The sequence below is a fragment of the Dyadobacter sp. CY356 genome (genome assembly GCF_021440195.1).
Lineage (GTDB): Bacteria > Bacteroidota > Bacteroidia > Cytophagales > Spirosomataceae > Dyadobacter.
This window is the reverse complement of the sequence record NZ_JAJTSZ010000005.1, coordinates 438670-457357: the sequence shown is the minus strand read 5'-3', so window position 1 is coordinate 457357 and position 18688 is coordinate 438670. Positions and strand designations below refer to the sequence as shown.

The window sequence follows — 18688 nt, the reverse complement described above, 5'->3', positions numbered from 1 at the left end:
TTTTTTAGTAAAAAAGGGATTCAGGTTTTAAAACAAAAATACAATTAATATCATTCCTCTGCCAATGTCCGGGAAATATTCAACCTGTAAATACCCAAAGAAGGTAAAGCTGCTGCCAATAAGCCAAGAACGAGCGCTCCTGCCAATAAATAAAGCTCTTCAGGTAAAAGACTAAATTCCCGGATTGAATAATGAAAATCCTGCTCGGCAGCTCTGCTAAAAAGTAATAAGCCAACCCTGCTCAAAAGCACTCCGGAAAGATATCCCGTGACAGCTAAAATAAGACCCTCTAACAAAAGCATTAAAAACAGTTTTGTTCTTGTCGCGCCCATGGAAAGCATCAATGCCATTTCATATTTCCTTTCTTTAAGAGAATTGTAAAGAGAAATGAAAACGCTCACACCGGCAATTATAATAATAACAAGCGCAAGTGCTCTCAAAGTATCAATCCCAACACCTAAAAGTGAAAAAAGTCTGTTTATCTCAATGCTGGGCAAAGCGGCTTGCATAGAGGTATTTTGATTGATCTGGCGTGGAATTGTCAACAATCCCATCGGGTTACGAAACTGTATTAGTGCGCTTGTAACCTGTTTTTCAGCTTCATGATGCGTTTCGCCCATTTCTTCTTCATGTGCAGGATCGTTTTCTTTGATATCGGAAGCGGGCATTTCTGCGTGTTCGTGAATTTCCCACACACTTTCCAGATTTGTCAAAACCAATTGATCAACCACAGAACCAGTGGGTTCAAAAATACCGGTAACCTTATATTTTTTGTCATTATGTGCATCACCATCAGAATCCAGTCCGTGTGAACTGGCAAAAGTATCTCCGATCTTGAGTTCAACATTTTTGGCGACTTTGCTTCCCAGGGTGACGTCCATCGGTTTACTAAACAAGGTGCCTTCCTTTATTTTTGCCTGAAAATGTCCTACATATTTTGGGGTTGTACCCACAATTCTGAATCCATGATAATTATCACCCATTGATAACGGGATGATATTTTTTACAAATGGATTTCTTTTTAAAGCATTTACTTCGCTTAGTGGAATGTTGCCGGTTGGAGAATCAATCTGATAAATGCTTGAAAGTATCAGCTGCAAAGGACTTCCCTTAGCTCCCACCACCATATCAATTCCTCTGATATTCCTCCTGAATTGCTCGTCGAGCTGTTTGTTTAAAAGCAATAATAACGAAATCATTCCTATGCCCAGCGTAAGCAGCAACGCACTTAAAAAGCTGTTTAATTTTTTTTCTTTAAGATTGGCAATACTTATTTTAAAGAGATTCATTACGGTCGTTTTCTATATGTTGAAGTTTACTTTTTTGTAAACTCAAAAGGTCTTATTAAAACTATAAAAAAACCTGGTTTGGGAATTCATCTTTTAATCGCTGATCATGCGTTACCACCACCAGGCTGGCCCCAATGAGTGATGATTGTTTTTTGAGAAGTTCTATTACTTTCTGACAATTGTTATCATCAAGATTGGACGTAGGCTCATCTGCCAGGATTACATTTGGATTGTTCATTAATGCTCTGGCAATACTCACACGTTGCTGCTCTCCCTGGCTTAGCTGAGTGGTTTTTTTGTTAAGATGATCTGCAAAACCTAACTCGTCGGCCAGGTATGAGGCCTTTTCTTTATCTTGTTTACTTCCTGCAAGGTAGGTAGATAGCAAAATATTATCCATTACAGATAATGCACTGACAAAATGTGCACGCTGATAAATGATTCCCAGATTTTTCGCCCTTATTTTGGTTCTCTCTATGGCAGACAAGCCCGACAAATTATGAACGGATATCTGAATTTCACCTGCATCCGGTTGTAATAAAAGTGCAAGCAAATGTAAAAAAGTGGTTTTTCCCCTGCCGGATTGTCCAAGAATCAGCAATGCTTCTTTATCATTACAGGCTATATCCGGGAAATTGAATCGTTTTTGTGGTGAGTAGGAGAACGTCAGGTTTTTACTGGTAATCATTGCGCAGATCTTATTTCAATTATACAATAATAGTAAATTTACGGTTTCTGATTGAGAAAGAGTATAATATAAATTGTATTCAAGTTACTTTTGCGGCTTTAAACGGTACTCTATCCGGACTGGATGACTTTTAATGAATTTATTTTATTCTTGCCCTACAAATAAAATTTAGAGAAATACGTTCAAAAGGAGATATATCCTTATGAAAACCGACAACTGTTCTATTTTTGCAAAAAATTGATCTAAAATGGTTAAAACTTTTAAAATGAGACCGATAAGCAAAAGATTGTCATTTCTTTCAATGCTTGGATTGTTGGTTGTTGCCTATAATGCTGAGGCACAGGTAAGACGCGGTACTTTTATTCCTTACTCGACCGTGGGATTTGGAGTTGGAACTTCAAATTATTATGGGGATATGGCTTCGTACACAACGCCATTGAGGTCAACTTTTGGTATGATGCGATGGAGTGTAGCAGGAAATTATACAAGACATTTTACACCGCGACTGGCCGCCAGAGCGTCTTTTACCTACGCCAGGATTGTTGGTGATGATTATAAAATGAACAAAAATGACCCGACAAATTTACGGTTCCCCCGAAATTTGAGTTTTCGGAATGATTTGAAAGAATTCTCAGTGCAAGGTATTTACAAATTAACTCCGGACAACCGAAGTTATGACCGAAGACCACAATTTAGTGCTTATCTATTTGGAGGAATTGCTGTTGTGGCTCATAATCCAAAGGCACTGGATACGCTTGGGGGTAAATGGGTGAAACTACAATCATTGGGTACGGAAGGCCAAGGACGTCCTGGTTATGCTAAACCTTATTCACTTATCCAATTTGCAATACCGGTTGGTATTGGAGTAAGATATAAAATTACTGATAGATTTGATATAAGTGCTGAGCTTGGATTCAGGAAAACATTTACGGACTATTTGGATGATGTTGCCGGAAATTATGCGGATCCTGCGGTTTTTGCAGACAATCCGTTAGCATTACAAATGGCTAACAGATCTGGAGAAAGATACACAGCCAGAAAAGGGCACGACAGAACTGAGGGTGTGAAAAAATATGTAGAGTCTGTTTATGGCCCAATAACAGAAGATCCTATCACGTTTATAAAAAATTCACCTTATGCGTCTGCAGGGTCTCCTCGTGGTAATAGCCCGAAACTTAAAGATAATTATCTGATAGGTACGATTCATGTCAATTATGTGCTGCCTACACAGATCAAATGCCCTCCATTGAAATAACAGAATCAATATTAAATACATTGAAACAGTTGCGTGTAAAATTTTTGGTAAACCTTTTCTTAATAACCAGTCTGGTTTTACTGGGATTTGTAGCCGAAGCCCAAAAAATTGAGGTTGGAGCGGGTTTAGGTGTTTTTAATTATAAAGGTGATATCTCGCCATCATTCAAATTCCGGTTTGTCAAACCGGCGGGGAGTTTGTTTTTTCGTTACAATCCAAATCAGGCATTATCGCTCAGAGCGGAAGTAGCCGCCGGTCTGGTTGGCGCTGCGGATCAATACAGCAAGGATCCTTTTCAGAAGGCCAGAAACTTATCTTTTCGATCCAGAATAACAGAGATCAGCACGGTAGCAGAATATAACTTTCTTGATTATCAGGAAAAGCGCTATGCCGTAAACTGGACACCTTATGTATTTGGGGGGATAGGATATTCAAAATTTAAACCTGACGTGGTTACGGATAATTATAAAACCAACACATTTATTATCCCTTATGGTGTTGGAATAAAATATCAGATCAAACGTCCATGGAATATTGGTCTGGAATATGGTACCCGAAAAACATTTAGTGATTATATTGATAATCTGGGAGGTGATCCAAAAAATAATGACAAGCTTCAACAAGGAGATCCTTCCAGAAAGGATGCCTATTATTATATCCGGCTGTCTGTAAGCTATACTTTTTACCGAATTGTTTGCCCCTGACTCTTATGAAAAAAACTCTCCTAATCTTTTTAATCGTTATTGCCCTTTTAGTTATCGGTTTTTTTATTTTTAAAAAATACACCAAATCTTCCAGCCCTGCCGCTGTTGCTGAGTTTCATCAAAACGGAATTGATATAGAAGTAAATTACAGCCGTCCTTCGAAGAAAAAAAGATTTATTTTTGGAAGAGAACAGGATAAGGCACTGGTGCCTTATGACAAAGTATGGAGAACAGGAGCTAATGAAGCTACGATAATTAAAATTGGTGAGAACATAGTTTTTGCAGGAAAACCTGTGAAGCCCGGCACCTATTCCGTCTGGACAATTCCGGGACAATCTGGGTGGAAAGTTATTCTAAACAAAGAAACCGGGCAATGGGGTACCAATTATAACGACGGTCAGGATTTCCTGAAAGCCGATGTGCCAATCAGAATTAACAGGCGGGTTGAAGAATTATTTAAAATTTACTTTGAAGAGCAGCCTTCTGGCGTGAACATGATTTTAAGCTGGGATCAAACGGAAGCGATTATTCCAATCAAACTTCAGTAAATTCCTAACCTCCTTAATAATTATGTTTGTTGAAGCCATTGAAAGGGTCGACCAGTTCACCCGTCCTATTCATTTTATTGCCCGCTATTACGGAGGGAGTGATATCATCCCCGGAACCGGAACGTTATTTTTTATCAATGAAGACGGTTTTGCCATTACATGTCGGCACATCGCCAGGCAAATTCTTTATGCCAATCAGATTTACGAAAATTACCTTAAATTTAAAGGTGAGCTGAGAAGATTTGAGCGTGATCCGGGGTTTGAAACCCAAAAGCAGTTTTTGGAAGGCAAGTATAAGATCAATTCTGAAACACCGATCAGGATACTTTCCAACTTTATTAATTGTGTGAATGCTTATAAAAGTTTAACCATTCATCTGCATCCTACACAAGACCTTGCCGTCATTCAGTTCAGGGATTATGAAACAAAATTCTATCAGGGATATGCAACTTTCCTGAAAGATACCAGAGACGTCAAACAGGGTAAATATCTTTGCAGGCTTGGCTATCCTTTCCCTGAGTTCACAAATTATCAGCTCAACAAAAACACAAATGATATTGAGTGGATCAAGGAAGGCCGTATTAACACACCAAGTTTTCCTATTGATGGAATTATAACGAGACATATTGGAGAAAGCAATAGTATAGTCGGGATAGAAATGAGTACTCCCGGACTTCGTGGACAAAGCGGTGGCCCGCTCTTTGATCGTAATGGTACAATTTATGGCATGCAGAGCGCAACCAGGCATCTGCACCTGGGATTTGATCAGGTTAACAGGGAAGTGATCACAGAGGGGCAAAGGAAACGGGTCTCAAATTTCCCGTTCCTGAATGTAGGACAATGTGTTCACGTGGATGTAATCAAAAACTATCTGCGCGAGTTGAAAATATCATTTCATGAAGCAGAAGATGGCAAATAATTAAAAGATTAATTTTAATTCTTCCAGTCGGCGAATATCATATGTCGGCGATTCGTCAAAAGAAAGTCCGGCCGGATTAAGATAAACGGTGTCCAGGCCAAATTGTTTTGCGCCCATAACATCGGCAATCCAGTTATCTCCTATCATGATACTTTCCTCCGGCGATGCCTTTGCTATTTCCAGTGCATAGGCAAAAATCCTTGGATCAGGTTTTTTTGCACTTGCATTTTCAAATGTTATCACATTTTTAAAAAAGTGTGATATGCCCGAACTTGAAATCTTTTTTGCCTGGATGTCATTAAATCCGTTTGTGACAATATGAACAGCATAGCCTTTTTCGGTAACATAATTGAGCAAGTCCAATGCGCCGTCAAGTAAATGTTTTTTCCTGGGAAGGGTGTTCAAATAAAGCTCACCAATTTCCTCGTGATTTGGAGGGCATGCAACACCAATCTCATCAAAAACCATTTTGAAACGATTTTCACGTATATAGGTATGGTGCAGATTTCCTTTGTCAAAGGCGTCCCAAAGCGCTGTATTAATTTTTAAGAAAGACTGGATAAAATGCTCCATGGAAGAAACTCCATGCTGTTTCAGGTTAGAATTATAATAAATTTCTTCAAGCGACTCAGAAGAATTCTTTTCAAAATCCCATAAAGTATGATCCAAGTCAAAAAAAAGATGTTTGTATTTCATGCGCTAAAATTATTGTTTGTTTTGAAATAAAACATTAAAATTTGGGTTGAAGTTTTTAATTTAAATATTCCGGATTCGATCCAAAGTCCTATATTTTATCGTATATTATTTGATAAATTCAATTAATTGCACCAATAGGTATACACGTAAGAAAATTGTGGTAAAAACGGGCACTTGTGTTATTTACTTGTTAATATGTGTTAATTAGAATAAAATTAGAAAAAAAAGGAGTGCAAAGATTTGCAAATCAATTGTCAAATCTATTTCTTTGATTAATATAATTCAAAAACTGCCAAAGTATCATCATTTTCACACTTACTAAAGAAAGGAGAAACAATATAGACGAACTGCTCTACGTTAACTAAATCGAATAGTAAAATGGAGAAAGTCCAAGTTAGCGACAGTGAGTTGGTAACATTGTATATTCGTGGCAATGAGAAGGCTTTCGAAAAGCTTGTTCAACGCCATAAGTCAAGAATTTACACGACTATTTACCTGATTGTCAAGGACCAATATGTAGCCGAAGATTTATTACAGGACACATTTATAAAGGCAGTAGACACAATTAAGTCAGGCAGATATAACGACGAAGGTAAGTTTTTGCCGTGGATTATACGGATCGCACACAACCTAGCCATTGATTATTTCAGACGCGATAAACGCTACCCCAATGTAGTGTTCGAAGATGGAAGCAGCGTATTTAATACACTGGATTTCGCGGAGGATTCCGTTGAATCAATCCAGATTCGGCAAGAAACGCACGAGCAGCTGAGGGAAATGATCCAACGGCTGCCGGATGTGCAGAAGCAGGTTCTGATCATGCGCCATTATGAGGACATGAGCTTTCAGGAGATTGCTGATGCCACAGGTGTGAGTATTAATACGGCATTGGGAAGGATGCGTTACGCGTTGATAAATTTGCGCAAGCAATTCAGCCAACGTACCCCGCAATATGACAAAAACTTTTACCTACGATGATGTTATCAGGTATTTATATGCCGAAACAACACTAAATGAAAATGACCAGATCGTTGAGGCACTTGCACTTGACGACGATTTGATGAATTTTTATCTGGATTCCCTTGAAATGAAGGAACAGATGAACAAAATTGTCCGGACTCCTTCGGATCGTTCTGTCCAGAAAATTATTCATTATTCACTTCAACAAACAGTCAAACAATCTACTGCCCTTTCTTGTTAGAAAGCTCAATAGGTTGTTTTTTGTTTTCATACGTGTCTGATACCTATTCAGACACGTATGAATTGCGTTTTCTCTTCATGAAGAGAAAGCCTGAAAGGTTTGTGCTTAGATGAAGCTGACTGATCAGCTATATTATCTTCCTGCTTTCTGATTGAATTTGTCACGCTGTATTTTAATTATCCAAGGCAGTAATTCCTTAATTACTAAATTTGTCGACGGCCGGATATTCTTGCCAAAATAAATAATTATAATCACGTTTGGTCAGGTTTATGAACAGGAAAGAGCGCTTTCAATTATTTTTAACATATTTCACAACAAATTTTCCCGAACCTGAAACTGAGCTTCATTATGGTAATCCTTATGAGTTGCTCGTTGCTGTTATCCTGTCCGCACAATGTACAGACAAGCGTATTAATCAGGTAACGCCCGCTTTATTTGATCGTTTTCCGGATCCTGAATCCCTGGCTGCCTCTAATGCAGATGAAGTATTTACGTATATCCGGTCTGTTTCTTATCCCAACAATAAAAGCAAACATCTTGTCGGAATGGCGAGAATGCTTGTCGAGAAATTCGGATCAGAAATTCCGGCATCTATTCCGGAGCTTCAGGAACTGCCCGGCGTGGGCAGAAAGACTGCCAATGTTATCGCCTCAGTAATTTTTAATCAGCCGGCAATGGCGGTTGATACACACGTTTATCGGGTTTCACGCCGTCTGGGATTGGTACCATCCACCGCTACCACTCCACTTGCTGTTGAAAAAGGTTTGATGCGGCATATTCCCACAGCACTTGTTCCAAAAGCGCATCACTGGCTTATTTTACACGGACGATATATTTGTCTGGCCCGTACACCAAAGTGTAACATATGCCCGCTTACCTCATTTTGCCTGTATTACGAGAAGATGAAAATTTAAAATATTTTAATAAGTATTCCAACCATTCCGGCTTCAATGAAGTCTGTACAAATAGGATCGAAAAAATATTAATGATTAACCCATTTTGAAAAACATTAAAAGGAACGAAATGAAGCGTAAAATTTTAACACTAGGCGTGATTTTGGCGGGGCTTGTGGGCATGATATCCTGTAACAAAGGGATGGAATACGACGATGAGGCAAAGGCGATTGAGAATCAGCAATCAATAGAAAAGTATTTGGCGGACAGCTCCATTACGGCTACAAAGGATTCATCCGGTATGTATTATGTTTTGAAAAAAGCAAACCCTACCGGGGCAAAACCAAAAGCTGAGGAAGGCGTACGACTAAATTTCAATGCTTATACATTGGATGGTAAAAAAGTGGCTTCTTCTGAAAACACTGAAAAAATTCCTTTTGTACGGCCTTATAACCTTGGGTTTTTACTTGGTGGGATGGAACGTGCTCTTAATATCCTTCGCGTAGGGGAATCTGCAACTTTGTACATGCCCTTTTATCTTGCTTTCGGATCATATTCATCTGATAATGTTCCTGCTTATTCAGTAATTAAAATGAATATAGAGGTTGTTAACAGCCGTTCTGAAGTTCAGCAAATTAATGATTTCATTGCTGAAAATAAATTAACAGTTTCAGATAGGTCTACTGACAACCTGGTCATTGTAAGAAATAATACAGTCACAGGAGATTCAATCGGAATTGGTAAAACTGTTAGTTTTACTTATAAAGCTAAGTTGTTGACAGGAGCCATATTTGATAATGGAGCCAACACTCTTTCAATCACAACTGGCGATGGTAAATACGTTCCGGGTTTTGATCGTGCTATGCGCAAGTTGCGTAGAGGAGAAAAGGCTACTATAATATTTCCGTCCGCATTAGGTTATGGTAAAACTGGTGTTCAGTCATCAGGTGTTTATCTTGTCTATCCTTATTCACCAATACGATTTGATGTCGAGGTGTTGTAAATAATTCCAGTAAGAGTTGAAAGCCTTCCGATCATAACTTCGGAAGGCTTTTTTATAGTTTATGCAATAAATCCCGAATGTTTTCACAAATAAATAACAAGTCTTCCTTGCTTAAACTTGATCCAGAGGGTAAACAAATCCCTCTCTCAAAAAGCTTTTCCGCCAAATTTCCTCCAAAATAAGGCGCATCTTTAAAAACCGGCTGCAAATGCAACGGTTTCCACAAGGGCCGTGATTCAATATTTTTTGTTTCTAAATGCAACCGGATTTTATCAGGACTAATTCCTGACGATAATTTTGGATCAATTAAAATGCAAGTCAGCCAGCGATTAGAAATGAAACCGGAAGGTTCATTCTGAAAAGAAATACCTGGTAATTTTTCCAGTTCTTTTTTATAGAAATCAAAATTGAGACGTCTGCTTTTTACACGCTCTTCAATTACTTCAAGCTGTGCTCTTCCTATGCCTGCACTAATGTTACTTAGACGATAATTATAGCCAATTTCAGAATGCTGATAATGTGGCGCGTCGTCTTTTGCCTGAGATGCCAGAAATTTTGCTTTTTTTATTATAGCGGGATCATTCGAAAATAAGGCACCGCCACCGGATGTGGTTATAATTTTATTTCCATTGAAAGAGATAATACTCATTTGCCCAAATGAGCCCAGTTTTTTGCCATGATAAGAAGATCCTAACGCTTCGGCGGCGTCTTCGATAAATGTGATTTCATATTTTTCGCAGAGTGATAATATTTTGGTTAACTGCATTGGCATTCCGTAAATGTGGACACCAATGATTGCTTTCGGCTTCTTTCCTTTTTTGATATAATGCTTTATGGCTTCTTCCAAAACATCCGGGCAAAGATTCCAGGTTAAGTTTTCACTATCAATAAATACAGGTGTTGCTTTAAGATAAACGATGGGATTGGCGCTGGCTGCAAATGTAAAAGTGGGACAAATGACAATATCTCCCGGACCTACGTCTGCCATAATTAATGCCAGATGTAACGCCGCCGTGCCGGATGAAAGTGCCACCGAATGATTCATTCCAACGTAATGGGCAAGCGCTTCCTCAAACGCATCGACGTTCGGTCCCAATGGCGCAATCCAGTTTGAGTCAAACGCTTCCTGAATGTATTTCAATTCCTTTCCGCTCATATGTGGCGGAGAAAGCCAGATTTTTTTCATGCGTGTCGGGAAATTATTCTCGCAGGATTGCCGCGGACAATTACGCCATCGGGAATGTTGTGCGTTACAACACTTCCGGCAGCAACAAAACAGTTTTTCCCAATCGTTAACCCTGGTGCAACTATACTTCCTACACCGATTAAAGTATTTTCACCCACACAAACACTTCCGGACAGAATAACGCCAGGAGCCAGATGGACATAATCACTGATGATACAGTCATGATCAACCGAAACAGATGTATTGATAATGACCTGCCGCCCAATGACAGAGTCGGCCTGGATTGTTGCGTTATGCAAAACAACAGTACCTTCACCGATTTTTACGGTTTTGTCAATGATACTGGAAGGATGGATTGTTATTCCAAAAGTATGTTTAACCTGATCGGAAATCTTTCTTCTGGTCAAGTTATCGCCAATTGCAATAATCAATTCTTTATCAGGAAAAGTATCCGGATTGTATGATCCGGATACTGTCAGGGCATAAATTTCTTTCTTATTAGGATTATCATCAAAAATCGAATCAATCTTGTTTTGATTGGCGAGAATACTGGAAATGACCACTTTGGCATGTCCGCCGGCACCGTAAATAAGCATATTTTTAAGTGTGTGTTATTTTGAAAATTAATTCATCACGGATTTAGATCCGGTAAATTTTTCCATCATTTTATCGGAATAAAATGTACGGTTCCTCTGTAAAAACAGCTTTTTTAATGTTATCAACAAAATCTTTAAGTCGAGGTTGAAGGACAGATTATCAACATAATATAAATCCAAACTGAATTTTTCTTCCCAGCTAATTTCATTCCGACCGTTGATTTGGGCCCAGCCTGTTATTCCAGGTTTTACGTTATGACGCCGTAGTTGATTCTGGTCGTATCCGGTTAAATATTCGGTTAATAATGGTCTCGGTCCTACCAAACTCATATCACCTTTTAAAACATTCCATAGTTGAGGAATTTCATCCAGAGAAGTGCGGCGCAGAAACTTTCCAATTGGTGTTATTCTGTCATTGTCGGATATCGGATTTTCGTTTGAATCTGTCATCGTTTTGAATTTTACAATCACGAAAATCTTACAGAATAATCCTGGCCGGGGTTGAAAAAAGAATGGTTTTCCTTTATTTAAAAAAAATAATAGCAGTTTCAGAAAAAGAAAAAGCGGCGACAGGATGATTAATCCCGCCGCCGCTGATATGATATCAAAAAATCTTTTGCCGAAACTTTTGTACATGTCTTCATTTATTAAAATCAACTAATAAATTTCAGACAAGCAACTCTGATCAATCTGCTAATACAAAGCAGGAAAATGCGTTGGATCCGTTTCCTGCATCATTTTGTAAGCCACTTCAATCACATCATCCATATTTGGCTTGGTGAAATAATCTCCATCAGAACCGTAAGGAGGACGATGTGGTTTTGCTGAAATCGTAACAGGTGATGAGTCAAGCCAGCGATAAGCATTTTGTGCTTCCAAAACTTGCTGCATCATGTATGCCGAAGCGCTGCCCGGCACATCTTCATCTGCAAAAATCACCCTGTTCGTTTTCTTGATTGATTCCAAAATCCGGTGATCCACGTCAAATGGTAACAATGTCTGTACATCAATTACCTCAGCTTCAATTCCCAGATTATGTAACTGCGTTGCTGCCTCCATCACTATACGGCACATAGAGCCATAAGTAACGATGGTCACATCTTTTCCTTCTTTCAGGATTTCCGGCTGGCCAAGTGGAATGCAGATTTCTCCGATATTATCAGCCAGTAATTCTTTTTGACGGTAAGCATTAAGCGGCTCAACAACCAGAGCCGGATCATCGCCTTTTATCAGTGTATTGTAAAAACCTGCTGCTTGCGTAAAATTTCTTGGAACAATAATATGCATACCCCGGACACTGCTAAGCATTGTGCCCATGGGAGAACCTGAGTGCCAGATTCCTTCCAGACGATGCCCCCGTGTACGGATAATCAGAGGTGCTTTCTGGCCGCCGGCAGTTCTATACCGCAGACTTGCAAGGTCATCGGTTAGTGTTGCCAGGGCGTAATAGATATAGTCAAAATACTGAATTTCAACGATAGGACGCAGACCTCTCATGGCCATTCCAATTCCCTGTCCAATAATTGTCGTTTCGCGAATGCCGGTATCTGTGATTCTCAACTCGCCATATTTTTCCTGCAACCCGGCCAAGCCCTGATTCACATCACCGATCATACCAACATCTTCACCAATAGCCACTACACGCGGATCCTGAGCGAATAAGGAATTGAAATATGAGCGAATAACTTCACGGCCGTCGACCGTAATACTATCATCGGAGTATACCGGATTTACAGGTTCAACCAGCAGCGGAGATTCGTCCGATTCACTATATAGCTGAGAATTGTAGCGAAGCGCATTTTCTTTTAAAGTATTTTGAAGCCATTGCTGCAAAACCACGCGCGAAGGTGTATTTTCATTCCTGATAAGCCGAAGTGCTTTTCTGACACTAACGGCATTATCACGGCGGACGGGATAATATGTTTTACTTAGTTCAGTGGCAATAGCCGATAGCTCCTCGGAAAAAATACTTTCTTTTGCCGTTTTTTGAATCAGTTCTACGGTTTCAAGATGCTCTTTGTCAAGATCTTTCCGGTAAGCTTTCCATGCATGATTACGGGCGTCTCTTGCGGTTTCTTTGGCATCTGCTTCAATACGTTCCAATTCCTCGTCGGTTGCATACCCGTTATTTAAAATCCATTCCCGAAAACGCAGGTTGCAGTCCCGCTCATTTTCCCATTGAAGGCGCTGTTTGGATTTATATCTTTCATGCGACCCGGAAGATGAATGCCCTTGCGGCTGCGTAAGTTGTGTAACGTGAACGAGAACAGGAACCTGTTCATTCCGGCATAAATCTGCTGCTTTTTGATAGGTTTCAATCAGCGCAGGATAATCCCAGCCATTTACAGTGATGATTTCAAAGCCGCTTTCCTCTTCATTGCGTTGTAACCCTGCAAGTGCTTTTGAAATACTTGATTTCGTAGTTTGGTATTCAACCGGAACTGAAATGCCATATCCATCGTCCCAAACCGACATGAGTAGTGGAATCTGTAAAACACCGGCTGCGTTCATTGATTCCCAAAACATACCCTGCGAGGTTGATGCGTCACCGATTGTTGCAAAAACAATCTCGTTTCCCTTTTTAGAAAAAGTATCTAAATATTGAATTTCTTTATTTCCTCTGTAAAGTTTTGAAGCATAGGCCAAACCTACGGCACGGGGAATTTGTCCGGCCGTTGGTGAAATATCACATACTGAATTATATAATTTTGTCTGGTCCAGCCATTTCCCATTCTCATCAAGCCACCGTGTAGAAAAATGTCCGTTCATGGAGCGGCCGCCGGTATGCGGTTCATGTTCAAGATCTGCATGAGCATACATCTGGGCAAAAAATTGCTGCCATGTCAGATTGCCCAAAGAAGCTTCAATCGTTTGATCTCTGTAATACCCTGAGCGAAAATCACCTAAACGAAAGGCTCTTGCCAAAGCGATTTGTGCTACTTCTTTCCCATCTCCAAAAATTCCGAATTTGGACCGGCCTCCCATGGTATCCTTTCTTCCCAATAAGCTGACTTGCCGACTTTCACAAGCCAGGCGATAATCGTCTGTTATATTTTCTTTATTCAAAACACTGGAACCGGTCAAACTATCATTTAGAAGCATAAGCAAACGTTACGGGTTGAAACCGTAGTTAAGTTACATTTTTTTATAATGCACGCCAAAATTATGCAGGAAAATAATAATCATAACAATGAATCATAATAAGTTTAAATGCATTGTTAACATAAGTTAATGTTTACTAAATTTCGTTATTAAACTTTAATCTTGTTATTTAAATCAATTTTACACAAAAACGTTACCACTACAACTATGAAAGTATTCTTTTCCGCGTTGGTTTTACTAGTTGGTTTAACCACTGTCAGTTTTGCACAAAAAGGTGTTTTGAAATTTAAAGAAGAAACACACAAATTTGGTAAAGTTCCTCAGGGAACACCAGTTACAAATGAATTTGTATTCACAAACACAGGTACTGATCCGGTTGTTATTTCAAACGTAACAGTATCATGCGGATGTACTACACCTGTATGGTCAAAGGCGCCAGTATTGCCAGGAAAAACAGGTATCATCAAAGCAACATTTAACGCTGCTGCGGCCGGTTCTTTCAACAAGCCTGTTACTGTTTTCAGTAATACAGAAGGCGGATCTATTACTTTATACCTTAATGGAGAAGTTGTTGCAAAAGAGGCAGCAAAAGCTTCGTCAAAGTAATTTATCTTAAAAAAATTATTGATAAAGCTGGCCCAAAAGGTCGGCTTTTCTTTTATGACGAAATAGAATTAATTAGTAATATTTCAAGCAAAGTGGATGAATAAGCTCACCCATCAAAGCTTAAAGCGGTCCGTCGCGCGGCCAACAGCTAAAAGCTAATATGCTGCTCTATCCTGGAACGACCGTCTTCTGGTCAGTTTCAAATCCTGAAGAATACTTGATTTTACTTTCAGGATAAAATTATAATTACTTACACGCGAAGCACTTCCCGCAAAAGGCGTCCAGCTGAAACTCATATCCCAGCAATGCAGATCACGGTATAATGTCAAGGTCGTAATGGTTGGTTTGAAGGCTGTAAAATCGAAACCGGTCGTAACGCTGATTTTAAAATTGGTCGACAAACTCAAATCTCCCGTAGCATTAATCGCCTGAATCAGCGTAGCATTAGACAGACCCGGTTTGGTCAACCCAAAGTTATAGTTCAGTGACAAATTCCAGGGCACATTAAAATCGACATACATATCTGCATTACGCCTTATAAATTCCCGCTGTTCTTCGGTCACATTTGCATCAGGCAATCCGGTTGTCGTGGCGGCCGGTTTTGTTTTGTCCGATTTTTTTGGAGAAAAACTGGTCCCTAATGTAAATCCAAGGTTTTGTAAATTGGCCAGTCCCTGTCCTTTTGTAACTGCATACTGGTTGACCCGTATACCGGTTGTATTGGTTCTGTAAACCGGATCTGCGATATAGGCGTAAGGATCCAGGTTGGCATTGAAGTTGATGTTTAAATTCTTACCTATACGCCCGTTAGCATTCACCGTGATATTGGATAATTTGAGGGAATCTGCCATCAGGTTATAATTTCCACCGAAACTTAAATTATCCAGCAAAGAAACTTTTGTAAACTGGGCAGCCGCAGTATCACTTTTGGATTTAAGCTTCATCTCGAAAGAGTTATTCAAACTGAATGAAATGACACTCGTAGCTCTGCCATTGCTTACCCCCGTGCCAATGCCATTGTAACGGGATAATTTTTTTGTTTCTCCCAATTCATTAATCTGAACTGTCTGGTAAAAACCATAATTATCACCCGTAAAATCCGGCGTATAGGTATAGGATAAGGTTGGGATAACCGTATGCCGGATAGCTTCAAGCCGTTTTCCCCGGACAAAAAATGTTCCGTAAAAACGCGTGTTAACGCCCGCCCCGAAGTTGTAGGAATATTGATTTCCAATTTTGTTCAGCGTATCAATGTGAACCGTATTACCTCCCTTAAATGTGTATTGATATTGCTTGGTATAAATCTGGCCAGACAAGGACATGCTTGGCGTTAAATTGATAAAGCGGAAAATCTTAAAGTTTGGCAGCGAAATCGGGATGCTGTAAGTACCTGTAAATTGAGCATCTTTCGCGAATTCCGGCAGGTTTGCAATATTAAATGGCAGAGTAAGCGGTATCGTCGCCCCTGTCGAATCTGTCGCTTTTCTTATTTTATTATCAACCCTGAAACCAAGTCGTGTGTAGGAGGTGTCAATCAAAGTGATTGAGTTTGTCAATGTATAATTTCCGCTAAAATCCATTCCTAAACGAAAACTGTCATACCATCTTGAACGGCCCCCGTTCAATGCAAACGGAGCAATCTGGTTTACACCAAAACTGAAATCGGATGAGATATTGGTTTTTCCGCCCACTTTAACATTGCTGGTACCAACTCTTTGTCCAAAATTCTGGTTTACTCGTAAACTGGCAGCAGCCCTCAGATACTGCCCCATCGTTTTGTTATATTGAATGGAAGAACTCGCTACGTTTGCGGTATACTTCGCGGCATTTGTCTCTTGTAACGAGTTGTAGTTATTACTGGCAATATTTACGTTTGCAGAAAATGTTGAGCTGCCCCTCGGTTTTGGCGCATGTGACCAAACGAGGTTGAAATCGGAAGTGCCACCCAGACCCCGAAGGTTTAAAACCTCATCACTGGACCTGTTTTTATTGTATCGTAAAGAAAAGTTACCTGAATACTGGTAACGCTTTGAATAAGTTGTAGCTACGCCAAGCCCCCAGCTTCCCGTTGAATAAATTTGTCCGGTTACCGATGCATTGATATATTCACTGATTGCAAAATAATAGCCGCCGTCGCGAAGATAAAATCCACGCCCGTTTGGCTCCTGTCCGTAGGTTGGGAAAATAATACCGGAAGTTCCTGCTTCTTTCTTTTTTGGAAAAGGAAAAAACCCAAATGGAATAACAATAGGCAAAGGAACATCTGCAATCACGAGATTGAACGGCCCGGAAATAACCTGTTTTTTATTAACCATTTTAATCTTCGGAGCATTGATGTAATAATGCGGATGGGTGAGATTACAGGTTGTATAAATTGATTTTTGTATATAAAAATTACCTTCCGTATCCTTTTTTACCCGGTCGCCACGTACATTTCCGTCCCCTTGCTGGGTGACAATTCCTCTGATAATGGCTTTTTTGGATTTAAAATTATAGCGGATTTCTTTGGTATTATAAGTTTCTGGTCCGTCCTGAAAAATAGGCTCACCGATCGTTTTCTGGGAAGTTGAGTCATAAGTGCCATGCGCCAGCACTTCATTTGTTACCCAGTTCAGACGTATATAATTTGCTTTTAGATTTATCGTGCCATAATTTACCTCCGCGTTTCCGTAAAGATGTACTTGTTTAAGCACGACATCCATGATGGTAGAATCTTCGGCGGTATACTTGACATCGTTTTGAAGATCGTCAGGGTTGGATAAGGAATCGGCTGCCAGAGAATCGGCAATGGCCATATTTGCCTTGATGATCGCAGAGTCTGCCAGGGTTGAATCCGTTAAAGGTAGTGTATCAATTCTGGCGATTTTTCCGTCTGGTAATGTAGCCAAAGCAGATTTGTCTGCTACCGAAGGTGCAGAATTTTTAGTTTTGGCTTTCGATGTCAGAAGATCTTTTCCAGATTTCTTAGTGCTTTGCTTCACACAAGCCATCGTCCCAAGCAGAAGAAACGCAACAAGTCCCAGCGATATAATAATCGCCTTTTTTTTCAGTTCTAACAAAAGGAGTATTTTTGCATAACGAATGTCAAAATTAGCAGAGAAACTCCTAAAGAATAACGCCGTAACTAAAAAATAATGTTAAAAGTTCTTAAAATCGTAATTGCAACGAGTTGTCTGGCTTTAAGTCTGGCGTTTGCTTTTCGTAACAACCCCGCTCCAAATCGTTTGCAAAGTAAGGTAAATGTTGTGGTTATTGATGCCGGCCACGGTGGTCATGATATCGGGACAAGAGGAAAAAAGGCGAGGGAATCTAATGTAGCCCTGAGAATTGCCCTTGCCCTGGGCCGTAAAATCAAGGCAGATTCTCCTGACGTCAGAGTACTATATACCCGTGATACGGACGAATTTATTGAGCTTGGAGAACGTTCCGCTTTCGCTAACCGTAATAATGCTGATCTTTTTATATCCATTCATTGCAACTCGACGCCCAATTCACACAGTGTTAGAGGAACTGAGACGTACGTGATGGGGTTACACAAGACAAATGGTAACCTTGAAGTTGCAAAGCGTGAGAACTCGGTAATTCTTAAAGAAACGAATTATAAACAAAAATATAAGGGTTTTGATCCGGATTCTCCGCTGGCGGCCATTATGCTTGCCAACTATCAAAGCGCATTTATTTCAAGCAGTCTGCGTTTTGCGGATCATGTTGAAAAGAAATTTCGCTCGGTATCGGACCGTGATAGCCGTGGAGTTAAGCAAGCAGGATTTCTTGTATTATGGAGAACCACAATGCCCAGTGTACTGATTGAAACTGGATTTTTGTCGACACCGGAAGAGGAAGAATATTTGAATTCCGAAGATGGCCAGGACGAAGTGGCTGAATCGATTCTTCAGGCGTTCAAGGTTTACAAAAAACAAATGGATAATTAAGCATTTGTCATAGGGTTTTTTATTGATCAGTTGTCATTTATCAATAAGGGAAATTTGTATACATTAATTT

At 39.8% G+C, this 18688-nt stretch carries 18 protein-coding genes; 10 read left to right on the top strand and 8 right to left on the bottom strand.

Features of this window, described 5'->3' with window-relative positions:
* Positions 1-50: 50 nt before the first annotated feature.
* Complete coding sequence (locus LXL81_RS18615; protein WP_234648269.1) at positions 51-1289, bottom strand: FtsX-like permease family protein; 1239 nt, start codon at positions 1287-1289, stop codon at positions 51-53.
* Positions 1290-1350: 61 nt separating this feature from the next.
* A complete protein-coding gene (locus LXL81_RS18610; protein WP_234648268.1) occupies positions 1351-1977 on the bottom strand; it encodes an ABC transporter ATP-binding protein in 627 nt (208 codons plus the stop codon).
* Between the two features lie 265 nt (positions 1978-2242).
* On the opposite strand from LXL81_RS18610, the gene LXL81_RS18605 reads away from it, so the two are divergent.
* The 4 genes from LXL81_RS18605 to LXL81_RS18590 are packed head-to-tail and all read left to right on the top strand — an operon-like array spanning position 2243 to position 5403.
* Complete coding sequence (locus LXL81_RS18605) at positions 2243-3232, top strand: DUF6089 family protein (protein ID WP_234648267.1); 990 nt, start codon at positions 2243-2245, stop codon at positions 3230-3232.
* Positions 3214-3936: a DUF6089 family protein gene (locus LXL81_RS18600; RefSeq protein WP_234648266.1), complete on the top strand. Its 723-nt coding sequence runs from the start codon at positions 3214-3216 to the stop codon at positions 3934-3936. The genes LXL81_RS18605 and LXL81_RS18600 overlap by 19 nt, the downstream gene beginning before the upstream one ends.
* Positions 3937-3941: 5 nt before the next feature.
* The gene (locus LXL81_RS18595) at positions 3942-4484 is read left to right on the top strand and encodes a DUF2911 domain-containing protein (RefSeq protein ID WP_234648265.1); all 543 of its coding nucleotides are present in this window, start codon (positions 3942-3944) and stop codon (positions 4482-4484) included.
* 22 nt (positions 4485-4506) lie between these two features.
* Entirely contained in the window at positions 4507-5403 is an 897-nt protein-coding gene (locus tag LXL81_RS18590; RefSeq protein WP_234648264.1) for a serine protease, read from the top strand.
* On the opposite strand, the gene LXL81_RS18585 is transcribed toward LXL81_RS18590, so the two are convergent.
* On the bottom strand, positions 5404-6099 hold the full coding sequence (locus LXL81_RS18585; protein ID WP_234648263.1) for a YjjG family noncanonical pyrimidine nucleotidase: 696 nt from the start codon (positions 6097-6099) through the stop codon (positions 5404-5406). It abuts the gene before it with no gap.
* 378 nt (positions 6100-6477) lie between these two features.
* Here LXL81_RS18585 and LXL81_RS18580 point away from each other — a divergent pair, with 378 nt between their 5' ends.
* The 4 genes from LXL81_RS18580 (at position 6478) to LXL81_RS18565 (ending at position 9196) form a co-directional block, all read left to right on the top strand.
* Entirely contained in the window at positions 6478-7077 is a 600-nt protein-coding gene (locus LXL81_RS18580; RefSeq protein ID WP_137341017.1) for an RNA polymerase sigma factor, read from the top strand.
* Entirely contained in the window at positions 7052-7300 is a 249-nt protein-coding gene (locus LXL81_RS18575; protein WP_234648262.1) for a hypothetical protein, read from the top strand. Before LXL81_RS18580 ends, LXL81_RS18575 begins: the two co-directional genes overlap by 26 nt.
* A gap of 269 nt (positions 7301-7569) precedes the next feature.
* Positions 7570-8214, top strand: coding sequence for an endonuclease III (nth, locus tag LXL81_RS18570; protein WP_234648261.1), 645 nt, complete (start codon positions 7570-7572; stop codon positions 8212-8214).
* A gap of 109 nt (positions 8215-8323) precedes the next feature.
* Positions 8324-9196, top strand: a complete 873-nt coding sequence (locus LXL81_RS18565; protein ID WP_234648260.1) for an FKBP-type peptidyl-prolyl cis-trans isomerase — start codon at positions 8324-8326, stop codon at positions 9194-9196.
* Between the two features lie 52 nt (positions 9197-9248).
* Here LXL81_RS18565 and LXL81_RS18560 read toward each other — a convergent pair whose 3' ends face one another.
* From LXL81_RS18560 to LXL81_RS18545, 4 genes are read right to left on the bottom strand one after another with little or no spacing between them, the layout of a single operon-like run.
* Complete coding sequence (locus LXL81_RS18560) at positions 9249-10382, bottom strand: DegT/DnrJ/EryC1/StrS aminotransferase family protein (RefSeq protein WP_234648259.1); 1134 nt, start codon at positions 10380-10382, stop codon at positions 9249-9251.
* Positions 10379-10978 carry an acetyltransferase gene (locus LXL81_RS18555; protein ID WP_234648258.1) on the bottom strand — a complete coding sequence of 200 codons (600 nt, stop codon included), beginning with the start codon at positions 10976-10978 and terminating at the stop codon, positions 10379-10381. Before LXL81_RS18555 ends, LXL81_RS18560 begins: the two co-directional genes overlap by 4 nt.
* Positions 10979-11005: 27 nt before the next feature.
* Entirely contained in the window at positions 11006-11614 is a 609-nt protein-coding gene (locus LXL81_RS18550; protein ID WP_234648257.1) for a sugar transferase, read from the bottom strand.
* Positions 11615-11671: 57 nt separating this feature from the next.
* Complete coding sequence (locus LXL81_RS18545) at positions 11672-14080, bottom strand: thiamine pyrophosphate-dependent enzyme (RefSeq protein ID WP_234648256.1); 2409 nt, start codon at positions 14078-14080, stop codon at positions 11672-11674.
* A gap of 207 nt (positions 14081-14287) precedes the next feature.
* Between LXL81_RS18545 and LXL81_RS18540 the strand changes: the two genes are divergently transcribed.
* A complete protein-coding gene (locus LXL81_RS18540) occupies positions 14288-14686 on the top strand; it encodes a DUF1573 domain-containing protein (protein ID WP_137341009.1) in 399 nt (132 codons plus the stop codon).
* 155 nt (positions 14687-14841) lie between these two features.
* On the opposite strand, the gene LXL81_RS18535 is transcribed toward LXL81_RS18540, so the two are convergent.
* Positions 14842-17745 carry a putative LPS assembly protein LptD gene (locus LXL81_RS18535; protein WP_234648255.1) on the bottom strand — a complete coding sequence of 968 codons (2904 nt, stop codon included), beginning with the start codon at positions 17743-17745 and terminating at the stop codon, positions 14842-14844.
* 75 nt (positions 17746-17820) lie between these two features.
* Here LXL81_RS18535 and LXL81_RS18530 point away from each other — a divergent pair, with 75 nt between their 5' ends.
* A complete protein-coding gene (locus tag LXL81_RS18530; RefSeq protein ID WP_234648254.1) occupies positions 17821-18618 on the top strand; it encodes an N-acetylmuramoyl-L-alanine amidase in 798 nt (265 codons plus the stop codon).
* The last annotated feature ends 70 nt before the right edge of the window (positions 18619-18688 follow it).